The sequence below is a fragment of the Eubacterium aggregans genome (assembly GCF_900107815.1).
Classification (GTDB): Bacteria; Bacillota; Clostridia; order Eubacteriales; family Eubacteriaceae; genus Eubacterium_O; species Eubacterium_O aggregans.
Genome location: NZ_FNRK01000030.1, coordinates 1 through 15,382 on the forward strand (window position 1 = coordinate 1; position 15,382 = coordinate 15,382).

Annotated in this window: 16 protein-coding genes; 10 read left to right on the forward strand and 6 right to left on the reverse strand. The window is 48.6% G+C overall.

The window, feature by feature from the left end:
• The coding region (locus tag BLW33_RS12430; protein ID WP_278286205.1) for a nucleotide-binding domain containing protein at positions 1-504 on the forward strand (504 nt) is incomplete at its 5' end.
• A 70-nt stretch (positions 505-574) separates the two neighbouring features.
• Here the strand turns inward: BLW33_RS12430 and BLW33_RS12435 are convergent.
• Positions 575-1,093 carry a hypothetical protein gene (locus BLW33_RS12435; protein WP_090309395.1) on the reverse strand — a complete coding sequence of 173 codons (519 nt, stop codon included), beginning with the start codon at positions 1,091-1,093 and terminating at the stop codon, positions 575-577.
• Positions 1,094-1,120: 27 nt separating this feature from the next.
• Positions 1,121-1,597, reverse strand: coding sequence for a hypothetical protein (locus BLW33_RS12440; RefSeq protein WP_090309397.1), 477 nt, complete (start codon positions 1,595-1,597; stop codon positions 1,121-1,123).
• A 218-nt stretch (positions 1,598-1,815) separates the two neighbouring features.
• On the opposite strand from BLW33_RS12440, the gene BLW33_RS12445 reads away from it, so the two are divergent.
• Entirely contained in the window at positions 1,816-2,178 is a 363-nt protein-coding gene (locus BLW33_RS12445; protein ID WP_090309401.1) for a PepSY domain-containing protein, read from the forward strand.
• A gap of 9 nt (positions 2,179-2,187) precedes the next feature.
• Here the strand turns inward: BLW33_RS12445 and BLW33_RS12450 are convergent, their stop codons facing one another.
• Positions 2,188-3,174, reverse strand: coding sequence for a sugar-binding transcriptional regulator (locus tag BLW33_RS12450; protein WP_090309403.1), 987 nt, complete (start codon positions 3,172-3,174; stop codon positions 2,188-2,190).
• Between the two features lie 126 nt (positions 3,175-3,300).
• Entirely contained in the window at positions 3,301-4,617 is a 1,317-nt protein-coding gene (locus BLW33_RS12455; RefSeq protein ID WP_090309406.1) for a RuBisCO large subunit C-terminal-like domain-containing protein, read from the reverse strand.
• Positions 4,618-4,961: 344 nt separating this feature from the next.
• On the opposite strand from BLW33_RS12455, the gene BLW33_RS12460 reads away from it, so the two are divergent.
• The 8 genes from BLW33_RS12460 (at position 4,962) to BLW33_RS12495 (ending at position 13,826) form a co-directional block, all read left to right on the forward strand.
• Positions 4,962-6,404 (forward strand): NAD(P)/FAD-dependent oxidoreductase, encoded by a 1,443-nt coding sequence (locus tag BLW33_RS12460; protein ID WP_090309409.1) that lies wholly within the window; start codon positions 4,962-4,964, stop codon positions 6,402-6,404.
• 9 nt (positions 6,405-6,413) lie between these two features.
• Positions 6,414-7,679 carry an NAD(P)/FAD-dependent oxidoreductase gene (locus BLW33_RS12465; RefSeq protein ID WP_090309411.1) on the forward strand — a complete coding sequence of 422 codons (1,266 nt, stop codon included), beginning with the start codon at positions 6,414-6,416 and terminating at the stop codon, positions 7,677-7,679.
• Positions 7,680-7,727: 48 nt separating this feature from the next.
• Entirely contained in the window at positions 7,728-8,057 is a 330-nt protein-coding gene (locus BLW33_RS12470) for a DUF1667 domain-containing protein (RefSeq protein WP_410173266.1), read from the forward strand.
• Between the two features lie 20 nt (positions 8,058-8,077).
• Positions 8,078-9,649 (forward strand): FGGY-family carbohydrate kinase, encoded by a 1,572-nt coding sequence (locus BLW33_RS12475; protein WP_242911676.1) that lies wholly within the window; start codon positions 8,078-8,080, stop codon positions 9,647-9,649.
• Between the two features lie 380 nt (positions 9,650-10,029).
• Complete coding sequence (locus BLW33_RS12480) at positions 10,030-10,500, forward strand: DUF2798 domain-containing protein (protein WP_090309417.1); 471 nt, start codon at positions 10,030-10,032, stop codon at positions 10,498-10,500.
• Between the two features lie 85 nt (positions 10,501-10,585).
• A complete protein-coding gene (gene dnaK / locus BLW33_RS12485; RefSeq protein ID WP_090309420.1) occupies positions 10,586-12,298 on the forward strand; it encodes a molecular chaperone DnaK in 1,713 nt (570 codons plus the stop codon).
• Between the two features lie 26 nt (positions 12,299-12,324).
• Positions 12,325-13,176 carry a DUF5685 family protein gene (locus BLW33_RS12490; protein ID WP_090309422.1) on the forward strand — a complete coding sequence of 284 codons (852 nt, stop codon included), beginning with the start codon at positions 12,325-12,327 and terminating at the stop codon, positions 13,174-13,176.
• Positions 13,173-13,826 carry a J domain-containing protein gene (locus BLW33_RS12495; protein ID WP_090309425.1) on the forward strand — a complete coding sequence of 218 codons (654 nt, stop codon included), beginning with the start codon at positions 13,173-13,175 and terminating at the stop codon, positions 13,824-13,826. Before BLW33_RS12490 ends, BLW33_RS12495 begins: the two co-directional genes overlap by 4 nt.
• 72 nt (positions 13,827-13,898) lie before the next feature.
• On the opposite strand, the gene BLW33_RS12500 is transcribed toward BLW33_RS12495, so the two are convergent.
• Together BLW33_RS12500 and BLW33_RS12505 are read right to left on the reverse strand one after the other, a co-directional pair.
• On the reverse strand, positions 13,899-14,588 hold the full coding sequence (locus tag BLW33_RS12500) for an L-ribulose-5-phosphate 4-epimerase (protein WP_090309426.1): 690 nt from the start codon (positions 14,586-14,588) through the stop codon (positions 13,899-13,901).
• Between the two features lie 70 nt (positions 14,589-14,658).
• On the reverse strand, positions 14,659-15,258 hold the full coding sequence (locus BLW33_RS12505) for a DUF2798 domain-containing protein (RefSeq protein WP_242911677.1): 600 nt from the start codon (positions 15,256-15,258) through the stop codon (positions 14,659-14,661).
• Between the last annotated feature and the right edge of the window lie 124 nt (positions 15,259-15,382).

Here is a 15,382-nt window from a genome sequence, read left to right on the forward strand (position 1 = left end):
ACCGAAAAAACCAGCCAACAGGTGGACGCCTTAAAGGAAAATCCCAATATCGTCTTCGTCGAGCTGGACGCTACCTTAGTGGCCGATGAAGCCGCCTTTGCCCAGGAAGTTAACCGCTGCCTGGAACTTGAAGAAGCCGCCATTCGAGCTGGGAAAACAGTGTGTGTGTACACCACCCGGAAGCTTATCACCGCCGATACCGGGGATAAAGAAGACGACCTGCGGCTATCCGTCCGGATTTCCGATGCCGTCCAATCCTTAGTGGGCCGCCTGAGCGTGGTCCCCAGCTTTGTCATCGCCAAGGGCGGGATCACCTCTTCGGATGTGGGCACCAAGGCCCTGGCAGTGAAAAAAGCCAATGTCCTCGGCCAGATCAAACCAGGGATTCCCGTGTGGCAAACCGGGGCGGAAAGTAAATTCCCCCTGACGCCCTATGTCATCTTCCCGGGGAATGTGGGGGAAACCACGACCCTGAGGGAAGCGGCGGAAGTGTTGATGGCCTAAGAAGAAAAAAATCCCTGAACCAGAAATGGAACAGGGATTTTTGCGTTAGCTAACAGATTTTTCTTTCTCTTTAAACAGCCTGGGAATCTTCTAAATATTCCACCGGCGTATTATTACGCATGATGAACATAAAGATGGGGATTAAAATGACAACCCAGGAGAAGATAATGGAAAGCACTAAGAATAGAACAGCACTTTCTGGCTTGTAGAGTTTGAACAGGCGGAATTGAGCGGCAAAGGTGTAGACCGCATAAATAACGGCGACTAACCAAATGATGAAGCTCACAAACCCGTTCTGGGTGTTGATGGTGCTTAAGAGACAAACCACGATGGGTGAAATAAGAAGGCCCCATTTTGCATAGGGAATCTTAAGGGAGGCAATGGGGACGACATCATCAATGAGTTCACCAAAAAGATAATTATTGACAATGGGAATCCAAGCCAGCCAAGCGTGGTCAATTCCTTTGTTTTTAGCCATGGTGTACAGTGCCAGGGCCATGAAAATATAAGCAATGAGTGCAAAAATACCAAAAATAACTAAAACAGCGCCGAGTGCAAGGATTGCGGCTGCAAGTGAAGCAGAGTCCATAAAGACACTTCCTTTCGATGAATCGAATTAATTTAAATATTCCTGGGGTGTATTATTCCGCATGGAGAACATGAAGAATGGCATGGTAATACCAAAGATAATGCTTAAAACGAGATAAAGCACTGCGTTATCCGGCTTATACAGTTTGTAAAGCCGATAAATTGCACAATAGTAGTACACAAGACACAGAATTGAGAAAATCCATCCGATGTAAGGAATCATTGCCAACAGTCCAGTGACGATGGAGCCCAAAAGCAGAATCCATTTGGCATAAGGAATAACACTACTTCCAATGGCCACCTTGTCGTCCATGACTTCGCCCATGACATAACCATTGGCAACGGGAATCCAAGCCAGCCAAGCGTATTCAATTCCCTTATTTTTTGCCATCGTATAAAGGGCAAGGGCAGTAAATACATAAAGAACAATACCAATAACGATAAAAACAACCGCAAAGGACATAATCAGTCCAAATAATGCTGCATAACCAGTAGAATCAGACATAGTAGGGATCTCCTTTCATGAAATTACAAATGAAGTACAACTATTTGTTGACTGCATTATATCAGATTATCCTTAAGCATTCAAGTTGAGGCGCGAAAAGTGACGATTTTTTGACAAAATAGATACAAGGGATTATGGAAAAACACTAATGATGTTGTGGAAAGCCTTGTCGCCTAAAGAAAAATGATGTACCATAAAGAAAAAATGGAGGCTTTTAGATGAAACGAAACGATGCATTCGCTGTATTGCTTATTGGTGGGATGTTGATATTATCCGGCTGTGGTGGAAAAATGGCCACCAATTCTACTCCCACCGTGAGTACAACACCCACGGTTACGTCCCAAGCAACACCAACAGGCAATGATAATGCGACCGACATCACGGCAGAAAAGGCTAAAGAAATGGCCCTCACAAAGGCTGGGGTAAAGGAATCCGACACCTATGAGCTCAAGGTAGAAACTGGCACTGAAAATGGGCGACGGGTATACGAAGTTGATTTTAAAGCAGGTGGTCATGAGTACGAATATGACATAGATTATAGCACTGGAGAAATTATCCAGAGCCAGGTGAACGTGGATTAATAAAGGGGGTTATGCAAGGGTGGTGTTGCTCCAGGATAGGAGGGCTTTGGCCAAGATCTGATCGATAATCAGTACATTTAAAAGATCCCCATTTATTAAGGCGAGTAATGAACTTGCCTTCTCGCGGCCTGAGGCTACAATAACCTTTTTGGGGATTTTTTTATAGGTTTCAATGTCGATGGAATAGGTTCTATCCTTCATGCTGGTATTACATTCCTGGCCATTACGGTCGATAAAGCGCAGGAGTAAATCACAATAGGCACCTTGATCCGTTAGCTCCTTCAATTCGGAAGGGGTCAGATAATCGGTGGTTGCCAAAGGGGTGATAATATCCGGATAAAGGGCACCCACGCCGCTGATGGTAATATCGATATGGTTGAAAATATGCTGGATTTGATGATAATAATCACTTTCCACAAGCTTCGCCATCTCCTGAGCATTCAGGAGTCCATTGCGGCATAATGAGATGTTTTTACCGCCAAATGCCATGGCCGCCCGCTTTACAAGGGTGTCTACTGCAAACTTCGGATTGCAGTTAGCGATGCTACCGTGAAGGGTAATGATTTTAGCCCCTTTTCTTCGGCAGGGATTCAGGTACTGGATCAGGTGGTACATGGTGCCGCCCCAGGTAAAACCGATAATATCATCGTCAGTGATGATGCGCTGTAAATACCGGGCACCTTCTAGGGCCACCTGCTTTTTAATGCTGTCAGGAGAAATGGGACCAGTGGTTAGATTTACAGGGGTAACCAGCACGGTATCCAAATGAAAACGTTCTGAAATCGTCTGTTCAAGATGAATACATTCCAAGGGATCTGGTGCCATTTGAAAGGAAATGACGTTCTCTTCCTCTGCGCGTTTTAGCAGTCGGGAAACGGTGGATTTTGAAATGCTTAACTTTTCAGAGATTTCAACCATTGTATTTTTCTGTAAATAATAATAATAAACGACTTCGTTCATGAGACAAATGGATTGATTATAAACTTCACTACGCATTTTTGTCCTCCAACCTTAGTATGGCTTTACTTTAACATAATTTAGGGCGCTACGCGCAAAAACCTCCAGAAGATTTTTGTCTTCTGGAGGTTTTGTATTTGAGGGGGGAATAATATTGATGGAGAATTAGCCCTTCAGGTCAAAGATACCGCCTTTTGCTTCTTCGTAGATGCCCCATGCATCCAGGGCAATGCCCAATTCCTTATGGATTTTACCGGCTTGAGCCAGGGTCTTTCCAGCCAGGACTTCATCGATTCCCTGACGGAAAGCCCGAGCTCCGGCGGCTGGTCCCATGGGATGGCCGTGGATGGCACCGCCAGCGGCGATGATCACATCGTTGCCGAATTTCTTGATGACATCCTCAATGTGGCCCTGAGTGGTGCCGCCACCGGGCATGGGGAATACGGGGCGGATGTTGCCGAGGGGCTGGAGCATCTTGTAACCAGCTCCGATGAAGGTATCCATCTGCATAGGGAACTTGCCGTAGGGAGTCAGGACGATAACCATGTCCAGACCAGCCATACGGGGTAGGGTAGCGCCGATGAGGGCTGCACTCATACCGGACCAGGGGGATTCATAAACTGCACCGGTATAATCAGAGTGAGCCAGAATCGGCACGTTGATTTCAGGATCTTCCGCCAGCATTCGGGAAGCATCCAAACCGATGGTGTTGTAATTGACCATCAGACTGTTGGCTCCCAGTTCAATGGCTCTATAAGCATTTTCCTTTAGCTTTTCTGTTCGGTCGGTGATGTTGAAGGCGTAAAGGGTTTTTTCACCCTTTACCGCATCGGCTTTGGTGATAGCTTCCATCACATATTTTACCCGTTCCGTCAGTGGGCAATGGGGAGGATTGGCCACCAGCTCGTCATCTTTGATAATATCCACACCACCAACCGCGGCTTCATAGGCCAGTTTGGCAGTTTCCTTGGGATCGAGCCCCGTACAGGGCTTAATCATATTGTTTAAAAGGGGACGATCCTGGACACCTAAAAGATCCCGGATGCCCTGGACGCCAAATTTTGGGCCCTTAAACTCACCGAGGAAGCTTTCCGGGAATTCCAGATCCAGAAGCTTAACCTTCCCGGAGCTGGAAATATTACCGATGACGGAGCTGAGCATCATGGCAAAGGACGGTCCGAAGTTGGTACAGGGGAAGGCAATGCGGATAATGAAGTGGCGTTCCGTGACATCATCTGGAATGCCGATTTGATAAGCAGGGGTTTCGTAGACGCCGACAACCCGACCAATACTGCGGTTACGTACCTCTTCCGTTTCGCCGGGAACCTTGAGCCAAGTCCCGCAGGTCTGTTCGATGGCCAGGGCCGCGCCAAATTTTAAAGCGTTGGTGCCAGGCTTCGTTGCACAATAATAAGTTGCAATCACAAAATGATCTTTTTCGAGATTTTCAGGATACTGCACAGCAATGGGATCAATAAACATAATTCTCTCCTTTTTAAATGAATCCTAGGCCGAATGTCCGTCTCTGTCTATGGCTCCATTATAAGATTTCCAAGAAAAAAAGATATATTGAAAATAATTTCGATAGATATATTGAGAATAGTTGCAATATTAAAAAGGAATGGTTGTAAAGTCTAGAAGACCCTTAAATAGGCGAATAACATGGGAGCAAAAGCGTTCCATCGAGATAAAAGATCTTTTGAAACGGCTTAAAAATCCCAAGAATAATCGATAAATTATTGAAATTAATTTCCATATGTTCTTAAAAATCGAATTCATATAAAATGATTACATCGATAAGTGATTAAAGAGAGGAGTGTCATAAAATGGTTGACATCGTCATTATTGGAGCGGGTGTAACCGGATGCTGTATCGCCAGGGAGTTATCAAAATACGATGCGGCGATTTGTGTCATTGAAAAGGGCGATGATGTCGCCTCGGGAACATCCAAGGGAAATAGTGGGGTGATTCACTCGGGGTTCGATGCAAAGCCGGGAACCCTCATGGCTAAGCTAAATGTTGAGGGAAATCGTCTGATGTGGGAGCGAGCAAAGGAATTAGACTTCCCTGTAAAACAAAATGGGGCGTTGGTGGTCTGTACCGATCCAGAAGACCGTGGGAAGCTGGATGTATTATTAGCTCAGGCTCAGGCCAATGGCGTGCCTGGCGTCCGTATTTTAGAGCGCGATGAGGTTTTAGCCATGGAGCCGAATCTTACGGATAAAACCGTCGCGGCGTTATACGCCCCCACTGGCGGCATTATCTGTCCCTTTAATCTGGCCATTGCCATGGGGGAAAATGCCAACGTCAACGGTGTGGCATTTCGTTTTGAGACGGAAGCCCTGTCCATCCAGCCCATTGATGGGGGTTACCGTATCGAAACGAACAATGGCCCCATTGAAACAAAGGCCATTGTCAATGCCGCTGGGGTGTACGCTGACCGATTCCATAATATGGTGAGCACCAAGAAAATCCATATTACGGCGAGAAAGGGCGAATATCTTCTTTTTGACAAAGCCCTGGGAGATGTCTTTAAGGCGTCGGTATTCCCCCTTCCAGGAAAAATGGGGAAGGGCATTCTAACGGCACCCACCATCCATGGCAATCTTTATGTGGGGCCGACGGCTAATGATGTTGAGGATAAAGAGGATTTATGTACGACGGCATCCATACTGGATAATCTGGTGGAAAAGGCTGAAACAGCCCATTTGTGCAAGCTGGATTTGCCCTTGAATAAGATTATCACTTCCTTTGCAGGACTCCGTGCCCATGAAGACAATCACGAATTCATTGTGGAGGAAGTGCCAGATGCGCCTTATTTCTTTGATGCCGCTGGCATTGAATCACCGGGTCTTACCAGCTCCCCGGCCATTGGGGTGATGCTGGCAGAGCTGATTTCCAAAAGAATGTTCCTGGAGGAAAAGGAAAATTTCATTTCGACACGAAGGGGCGTTACCCATTTTAATCAGTTGACAAAGGAAGAGCAGATCGAAAAAATCAAAGAAAACCCTGCCTTTGGGCAAATCATCTGCCGCTGTGAAATGGTGACCGAGGGAGAAATCATGGAGGCCATTAATCGTCCCCTGGGGGCACGTTCCATGGATTCCATCAAACGGCGGACCCGGGCAGGGATGGGGCGGTGCCAGGCTGGCTTCTGCACGCCAAAGACCATGGAAATCCTTTCCCGGGAAACAGGAATCCCCATGACTAAGATTACAAAGAAGGGTGGGCAATCCACCTTGTTGGTTGGGAAAAATAAGGAGCTATAGGGGGATGCCATGGAAAAAAGACAAATGATTATTATCGGTGGGGGTCCAGCGGGATTGGCTGCTGCGGCTGCAGCCCGGGATGCGGGAATCGCAGATATCCTCATTATTGAACGGGATGACCGGCTGGGGGGAATTCTCAATCAATGCATTCATAATGGTTTTGGCCTCCACACCTTTAAAGAGGAGCTCACTGGTCCTGAATACGCCAGGCGCTATATGGATATGGTGGCGGATCGGGAAATTGAGATCATGCTTCACACGATGGTTATGGATATTAATGGAGACCGGGTGGTTACGTGTATGAATAAAACCCAGGGCCTCATGGAAATCCAAGGGGATGCCATTATTTTAGCCATGGGCTGCCGGGAACGTCCCAGAGGGGCCTTGAATATCCCGGGGTATCGTCCGGCAGGAATCTATACTGCGGGTACTGCCCAGCGCCTGGTCAATATGGAGGGATTTATGCCCGGGAAAAAGGTGGCCATCCTGGGGTCTGGGGATATTGGCTTGATTATGGCCAGACGCATGACCCTGGAGGGCGCGGAAGTCCAGGTGGTTGCAGAATTGATGCCCTATTCCGGAGGTTTGAAGCGGAATATCGTTCAGTGTTTGGATGATTTTGATATTCCCCTTAAGTTAAGCCACACCGTTATCGATATCCGTGGTCGGGAACGGGTTGAAGGGGTAACCATTGCAAAAGTTGGGCCGGACCGAAAGCCCATTCCTGGGACAGAAATAGATTATGATTGCGACACACTCCTCTTATCCGTTGGGTTAATCCCGGAGAATGAGCTGTCTGAAAAAATTGGGGTAGCACTCAACCGGGTGACCAGTGGCCCCATAGTGGATGAATGCTTTGAAACCAATGTCCCCGGCGTGTTTGCCTGCGGCAATGTGCTTCATGTCCATGATTTAGTGGATTTTGTATCAGAAGAAGCAGCCCAGGCAGGGTGTAATGCCGCTCAGTATATTTTAGGGAAATTACCTGGGGAGAATCCTGAAAAACAGATCCAGGTGGTTCATGGTGTGGGGATTGGCTACACTGTGCCAAGCACCATCGATCCGGAAAGAGCACCGGACCCTGTGAAGATTCGGTTCAGAGTGCGACAGATTTTCAAGGATCAAAGCATCATCGTCACTGCAGATGGTGTGCCCATCAAGCATAAGAAACGCCGAATTATGGCACCTGGTGAAATGGAAGAAATTGTACTGACCCAAGCAGATTTGGGTAAGAAGGCCGATGTCAAAGAAATTCGGTTGGAAATCGAGGAGTAGAAAGGGGGCATTATTGTGAAAAAGACCATTACGTGCATTAGCTGCCCCATGGGCTGCCAGATTACAGCAACCATTGAAGCGGGTGTGGTGACAGCGGTGGAGGGCAATACCTGTGCCCGGGGAGAAAAATATGCCAGGAAGGAGGTCATAAGCCCGATGCGTATCGTTACCTCAACCGTCAAAGTGGATGGTGGGGAACTCGCCATGGTATCGGTGAAGACAGCATCAGATATCCCCAAGGGAGAAGTTGAAAATTGTGTCTGGGCCCTAAAGGGACTCTGTGTCCAGGCGCCGGTAAGCATCGGACAAATCATTTTGGAAAATGTGGCGGGAACGGGGGTTTCCATAATTGCCACAAAGGAAATTGGGGTTTCATGAATAATAAGTATGAGAGGGTTATGATGAAAGAAAAGAAATATGTGGTTGGTGTGGACTGTGGAACGACCAGCAGTAAAACCGTTGTTTTTGACTTTGAAGGAACTGCCATGGGGTATGGGCAAAAAATGAATCCACTCACTTACCCGGCTGTAGGGCGGGTGGAGTGTGATGGACCGGCAATGATTGAGACCTTGTATGAAACCTGCCGAGAAGCTATCCGTAATAGCGGTGTGGATCCTGAAGAAATTGCTGCAGTGAGCTTTGATATGTTTCGCTGCACCATGGTGACCCGAGATGCCCAGGGCGGCTTTACGACCCCAATTATCATTTGGCAGGATCTGCGCAGTGCTGAAATGTTGCTGGATATGGAAGCTCAGTTAAAAAATAATGGGATGACTCCAGATGATTTATACGATATGTGCGGGATGCCCTTGGGGGGTGTCAACCCATCGGGAAAGCTACAGTGGGTAAAGAAGCATCAGCCTGAAGCCTACGAAAAGGCTGTTCGAATTCATACCATGATGGGCCTTTTGACAAAAGCCTTTGGGGCAGAGGACTATTACGATGATATCAATGATACCCCTTGGCTTCAGCTCAATGGGGAAGACTTTGAATACAGTCCGAAGCTTTGTGAAGTCTTTGGAGTGGATATCAATAAATTAGCACCACTCAAAAAGACAGGGGAGATTATCGGATATGTCACCGAGGATGTTTCGAAAAAAACGGGACTTGCCGTGGGGACGCCGCTGGTCATGGGTACTGGTGACCAGCAGTCTGGATGTATTGGCTGTGGCTGTACCTCCGAAGGCATCGGCTATGCCTGTGGCGGGACTGCAGGGATCACCGCCGGAAAATCTCGGAATATATTAAGAGATCCTTTGCGAAAATGCTATGTTTTGGGAACACCTGATGGCGCCTATGTGATGGAAGGTCAATCCAACGCCGCTGGATCTGCCTTTAAATGGTTTAAAAATGAAATATGCAAGGTCGAGGATATTGCGGCATCCAGTTGTGGTATGGAGGTCTATGATTTCCTGACGACAGAAGCAAAAAAATCGGCACCTGGTGCCAATGGTGTGTTTTTCCTGCCCTATCTCCAAGGTGCTAATACCCCGAATTACGAAGCCAATGCCCGGGGGACCCTGGTAGGGATGACCTTTGCTCATACCCGAAGCGATATGGTCCGTGCAGTGATGGAAGGGATATGTTATGATATCCGGGATATGCTGGATGCCATGGTGGAGGGCAACGTACCCGATTATAACACCGTTCGGCTGACAGGTGGGGTTGCCCGCTCCCACTATTGGTGCCAAATGCAGGCCGATATCTACAATCGTCCCTGCGAAACCGTCGCGGTAGAGGAAGCCACCGCATTGGGCTGCGCCATGGTAGCGGCCGTTGGGGTTGGTGTTTATCAGGATTATGAAGAAGCCGCAAAGCATATGGTAAAGGTAACCCGCCGGTATGAGCCAGACCCGGAAAATGTCGCCCGCTATGAAGATGCTTACCGAACCTGGCAGGCGGTATACCACGGCCTATCTGGAGCCGCCTTTGATGCGGTCAAGGATTTCCAGGAGAAATATCGGGGTTGATTTTGATATTTTCACTTGTTTCAATAAAAAGCCCATGGTATGATAGAAACAATTAATGGTAGTTAGTGCGAGGCACGAAACGAAAGTTTCGAGCCTCGCTTTTTTTTGCGCGTAAGCTAACAGAAGTATGATGTAGGAAGTGATAAGGCCTGTTAAAAGCACACTTTTAAAAAGGCCTTGGCGCTTTCTACATCACGCGGCGCAGCTGAAAGGTGCGACCAAAAGGAGCACCGCTTGAAGACCAAGCCGCTGCTTGGTCTGGAGAAATCAGCAAGGCTGATTAAAACCGAGACAGAAGATTAGTGGAACGAGTGTATATTTCGTCCCCCTACCCAACAAAAATCTCTACCATTAAAACAATCCCAAAGGAGTTTAATTTCATGCCCAAAAACAAATTTCAAGATGCTATTTTCACACTAATCATGGCAACCCTCATGGTCTACGCAATGGTCGTGTACAATGTTGCGTTAAACACAGGAGGGGTCACCAACGCCACCTTTATAAATGCCTTATACGAACTACCCATTATGGTACCCATTGCCTTTATACTGAAATTCTTTATCGTTGGGAAACTCGCACAAAAGCTGGCGTTCTCCGTGATGAGGCCCGATGATCGGCCGGCATTGATCACCTACGCCATTTCCATCTGCATCTGCGCCATCATGTGCCCGACCATGAGTTTAATTGCAACGTTTCTCTTTAAGGAACCCAGCCTGGGAACATGGATTCAGACCTTTGGACTCAACTTCCCCGTGGCGCTGTGCTGGCAATTGTTTTATTGCGGGCCACTCACCCGTTTGATTTTCAGGTTAATCTTTAAACCAGCTAAAATGGCGGTTGCCAATAAATAAATCCATTTTGTTAATCTTGTGTTTAAAAACCTCTGATATCCTAATTGAATTAAAATAGATGGAACATTATTGGAGGCAATCAAAAATGAGTAAAGTAATTGGAATCGACCTGGGAACCACCAACTCCTGTGTGGCGGTGATGGAAGGGGGCGATACCGTCATTATACCAACGGGAGAGGGGCGGCGGACCACCCCTTCCATTGTCGCCTTTACCAAGGATGGCGAACGGCTGGTGGGGGAATCGGCCAAGCGTCAGGCCCTGACCAATCCCAAGGAAACCGTACGGTCCATTAAGCGAAAAATGGGAACGGATGAAAAGCGCCAGCTCGGCGGACGGGGCTATACGCCCCCTGAAATTTCGGCCATGATTCTCGGTAGCCTGAAGGAAGGGGCTGAAAGCTTCCTGGGGGAACGAGTCACGGATGCCGTCATCACCGTACCCGCCTATTTCTCAGATGCCCAGCGCCAGGCGACAAAGGATGCGGGGAAAATCGCCGGCCTCAATGTCCTTCGGATTATCAATGAGCCCACAGCGGCGGCCCTAGCCTATGGCATGGATAAGGAACAAAATCAAAAGGTCGTGGTCTACGATTTAGGTGGTGGGACCTTTGATATCTCAGTCCTGAACATTGGGGACGGGGTCATCGAGGTGCTGGCCACCGCCGGAGACAACCGCTTAGGGGGCGATGATTTTGATGCGCGAATCTTAAAGGAGCTAGTCGCTAAGTTTAAAGAGGAAACGGGCATTAATCTGGAGCAGGACCCCATTGCCATGCAGCGGGTGAAGGAAGCGGCGGAGGTGGCAAAGATTGAATTATCCAGTACCGTAACCACCCAGGTGATGCTGCCCTTTTTAACCTCCGATGCCAGCGGGCCCAAAAACATGGATATCTCCCTTAGCCGGGCCCGTTTTGAGGAATTGACGGCGGACCTGGTGGAACGGACCATGACACCCTTTAAGCAGGCCATTTCAGATTCGGGATTGGCACTGACCGACATCAGCCGGGTGTTGCTGGTAGGCGGATCCACCCGGATTCCAGCGGTACAGCAAGCCGTTCGGGATTACACGGGCAAGGAGCCCTTTAAGGGGATTAACCCCGATGAGTGTGTGGCCATGGGGGCTGCCATCCAGGGCTGGGTCCTCGGCGGTGAGGTGAACGGCCTGCTGCTATTGGACGTCACGCCCTTATCCCTGGGCATTGAAACCATGGGTGGGGTGTGCAGCCGTCTCATCGATCGTAATACCACCATCCCCATTACCAGAAGCCAGATTTTCTCCACCGCCCAAAATTTCCAGACCAAGGTGGAGATCAACGTGCTCCAGGGGGAACGGCAAATGGCCAAGGATAATAAAAGTCTGGGTAAATTTGTTTTAAAAGGCATTAAGCGGGCGCCTCGGGGAGTGCCCCAAATCGAGGTGACCTTTAATATTGATGCCAACGGGATCGTTAATGTATCGGCCAAGGATTTAGGGACGGGCAAGGCCCAGGAGATTACCATCGAAAATGCCAAAGGCCTGTCGGACAATGAGATTGACAACGCCATCCACGATGCCGAGCGTTACCGGGCGGAGGACGATGCCATCCGGGAGGCCGCAGAGGTGAAAGCCCGGGCGGAGAATCTGCTATATCAGGCAGCCACAACCCTGAAGGGACTGGATAAAACCAAGAAGGTCGAAAAGAATCGGATTAAGGACACGGAAAAAGATTTGAGAAAGGCCCTTAAGAGTAAGGACAGTGCTGCTATTACCCAATACAGTGACACTCTGGAAGTTATTTTGGACGAGGTTAGCCTTTAAGATCACTCGTCAGATGAGGAGGAGCCATGTTTGGATACGTCGTTGCCAACCGGGAGGCCCTATCGGAAGAGGACCAGGCCCAATACGAAAAATACTATTGTGGGGTTTGCCACAGCCTAGGGGTGGAACACGGTGCCTACTGCCGGACCACCCTGTCCTATGATATGACCTTTTTAGCCCTGTTTTTAGATGGACTTAACGGGGAGGAGGGCGCCATTGGGGCTGAGCGCTGTGTGATGAAGCCCACTAAAAGGCATGGCTTTATCACGGGTCCGGCCATGGCTTACGCTGCAGATATGAATATTGCCCTCACTTGGCATAAATGTATGGACGACTGGGTGGACGATCGTAAAATCACACGACTGGGCGGGGCCAAGCTCTTTGGTCGGGCTTACCGCCGGGCAGCGAACCGCTGGCACAGGCAGTGCCAGGCCATTGAGGCTGGGCTCAAGGCCATGGGAGAGATGGAGCGCCTAGGGGAAACTAACCCGGATGCACCCGCTGCGGTCTTTGGTTGGATCATGGGAGAGCTCTTTGTGATGGACCCTGATTCTCCCAATGCCCCAGAGCTGCGGATTTTTGGAGAGGCTCTGGGCCGCTTCATTTACATCATGGATGCGGTGATGGATTTAAAGGAAGACTTAAAGAAAGAGCGTTACAATCCCCTCATGGCCGTTACCAAGCTGGAACCGGTGGCGCTGCTGAGCATGCTGTTGTCAGACTGTACCGCCGCCTATGGGGCACTGCCTCCGAATCGCAATGACACCATTATCAAAAATGTGTTATACTCAGGGGTATGGATTCCCTATGCCTCGGCACATCCTGAGGAGCGCCATGGGAAACAGAGGGCCAAAAAAGAAAAAGGTGAAAAAGAGTGACAAAGAACCCCTATGAGGTGTTGGGCGTTTCAGAAAACGCCACAGAAGAAGAGATTGCCAAGGCCTATCGAAGCTTGGCTAAAAAATATCATCCCGATTTAAATCCTAATGATCCGGTGGCCGCTCAAAAGATGAGCGAAGTGAATGAAGCCTTCGATCAGATTAAGAATGGGGACCCGGTCACACGGCAGCGGGAATACCATTATTCAGAAGAAGGCTACAGCCAAGGGCAAAGCGCCGGTGGCTTTGGCGGATTCGGTGGCGGATATCAGGAATACGGCAGCTATGGCACCCAGGATCCCCTGGCCATGGCCCAGTTTTTAATCCAACTGAGACAGTATGCCCAAGCCCTTCAGCTCCTGAATCAGGTGAGAAATCGGACGGCCCAATGGTATGCCCTCAGCGCCATTGCCAATTACAATACAGGCAACCGGATTACCGCCATGGAACATGCTGGCCGGGCGGTGGAGATGGAACCGGAAAATGGGGAATACCACCAAATTTTAGATCAGATTCAAAATGGTGGCCAGGCCTATCAGCGTCAGGCCCAAAGTTATGGCGGCTCTGCCATGGCCATGAATCTATGCTGCACCGGACTGTGCCTGTCCCAGATGTGCTTTGGTCCAATCTGTTGTGTGCGACCTTTTTAGAATAAAAATTAGAACAGAAATCAAAAGCTCTGAATCCACCATGATGCGTGGATTCAGGGCTTTTATTCGGCTTTATTGTCCGTAATAAGCATGGTCACCATGCTTGCGATAGAAATGCTTTTGCAGGAGAACATCAGCCATGGGCTGGGGGTCTCTTCCCATCATCATTTCTGTGTGGTAGGCCATTTTAGCCACCTCTTCCATAACCACGGCATTGTGCACCGCATTTTGGGCATCGGTTCCCCAGGCAAAGGGACCATGGCTTTTAATCAGGACCCCTGGAATATAGCTGGGATTGAGGCTTTCAAAGGTTTCGATAATAACCGAGCCCGTATTGCGCTCATAATCCCCCTGAATTTCCTCGGGTGTTAAATCCCGGGAGCAGGGGATATCCCCGGAGAAATAATCCGCATGGGTGGTGCCGTAGGCCACGATGGGGCGTCCGGCCTGGGCAAAGCTGGTGGCCCAGGGAGAATGGGTGTGTACCACACCCTGGATTCCCTTAAAGTTTCGGTAAATCTCAAGGTGTGTATCCGTATCGGAGGAAGGCTTCAGCTGACCATCGACAATTTGACCCTCTAAATCAACAATGACCATATCCTCGGGTTTTAAAGCATCGTAGGCCACGCCAGAGGGTTTGATGGCCACCAGTCCGCTGTCTGCATCAAAACCAGAGACATTGCCCCAGGTAAAGGTTACTAATCCGTATTTTGGCAGCAGCATATTGGCCTGGTAGACCTCTTGTTTTAAATTGTCCAGCATCACAATCCTCTTTTCTCAATTTCCAATAGAATGTTTGAAAAATGTTTTATTTGTTCGTATAATAGCACATTCAGGAGAGAAGGTCAACCGATTCTAACTCCGATGCAGGGACAAAGGCTTCCCGCTGTTCAATATCCCGTCGAAAAATCCATTTAAAAACCGTCCGAATAAGGGGCTGGATAAAGAAAAGCTGACTGAAGTAGGCAAAGGGGAAATTGAAGCAAACCAGTTTCAACCAATTAGCCAGCAGGGTCAGAAGGTTAAATCCCTCGTAGTAGGGATAGTAAAACCAGGCTGCTAAAAAACTCATGGCAGGGCACATCAAGCCCACCGTTGCACAGATGATGGCTGTTTCAAAAAGCATGGGATGATCCTTTCGGGGATCAAAAACCTTGGCGGCCAATCGAAAGGAACAGGGACTGCCCATTACCACCTCTAAAAAGAAGGCACAGCACAGCTCAATGAGAATAAGGGACCAAATGGGCATCATTCGCCCGAACATGTACACCCCACCCTGGGCGTTAATGGCCGCAAGGACGCTGGGTTGGTTATTCACAGCCATGAGGGTACTCCCATTGATGACATAAAGGCTGTAGAACACATAGCCGTGAACCGTGACGAGGACCGTTAGAAAGGCAAAGACCATCCGTTGAAATTGATTTCTTGGCATAAAAAAACTCCTTTTAGAAATTCGCAATAAAAAAGACACATATTGTTTAAGGATCGTATTTCCGCCGGTGTTTTTAAAGTCCCGTAATCAGATTTACGTACCAAAGGTACAACATGTGTCGTGC

Coding starts and splice junctions, on each gene's coding strand:
- BLW33_RS12445 (WP_090309401.1), top strand. CDS start 1,816: ATGAAACGAAACGATGCATTCGCTGTATTGCTTATTGGTGGGATGTTG.
- BLW33_RS12505 (WP_242911677.1), bottom strand. CDS start 15,258: ATGCCAAGAAATCAATTTCAACGGATGGTCTTTGCCTTTCTAACGGTC.
- BLW33_RS12435 (WP_090309395.1), bottom strand. CDS start 1,093: ATGGACTCTGCTTCACTTGCAGCCGCAATCCTTGCACTCGGCGCTGTT.
- BLW33_RS12440 (WP_090309397.1), bottom strand. CDS start 1,597: ATGTCTGATTCTACTGGTTATGCAGCATTATTTGGACTGATTATGTCC.
- BLW33_RS12450 (WP_090309403.1), bottom strand. CDS start 3,174: ATGCGTAGTGAAGTTTATAATCAATCCATTTGTCTCATGAACGAAGTC.
- BLW33_RS12470 (WP_410173266.1), top strand. CDS start 7,728: ATGGGCTGCCAGATTACAGCAACCATTGAAGCGGGTGTGGTGACAGCG.
- BLW33_RS12480 (WP_090309417.1), top strand. CDS start 10,030: ATGCCCAAAAACAAATTTCAAGATGCTATTTTCACACTAATCATGGCA.
- BLW33_RS12500 (WP_090309426.1), bottom strand. CDS start 14,588: ATGCTGGACAATTTAAAACAAGAGGTCTACCAGGCCAATATGCTGCTG.
- dnaK (WP_090309420.1), top strand. CDS start 10,586: ATGAGTAAAGTAATTGGAATCGACCTGGGAACCACCAACTCCTGTGTG.
- BLW33_RS12465 (WP_090309411.1), top strand. CDS start 6,414: ATGGAAAAAAGACAAATGATTATTATCGGTGGGGGTCCAGCGGGATTG.
- BLW33_RS12475 (WP_242911676.1), top strand. CDS start 8,078: ATGATGAAAGAAAAGAAATATGTGGTTGGTGTGGACTGTGGAACGACC.
- BLW33_RS12455 (WP_090309406.1), bottom strand. CDS start 4,617: ATGTTTATTGATCCCATTGCTGTGCAGTATCCTGAAAATCTCGAAAAA.
- BLW33_RS12490 (WP_090309422.1), top strand. CDS start 12,325: ATGTTTGGATACGTCGTTGCCAACCGGGAGGCCCTATCGGAAGAGGAC.
- BLW33_RS12460 (WP_090309409.1), top strand. CDS start 4,962: ATGGTTGACATCGTCATTATTGGAGCGGGTGTAACCGGATGCTGTATC.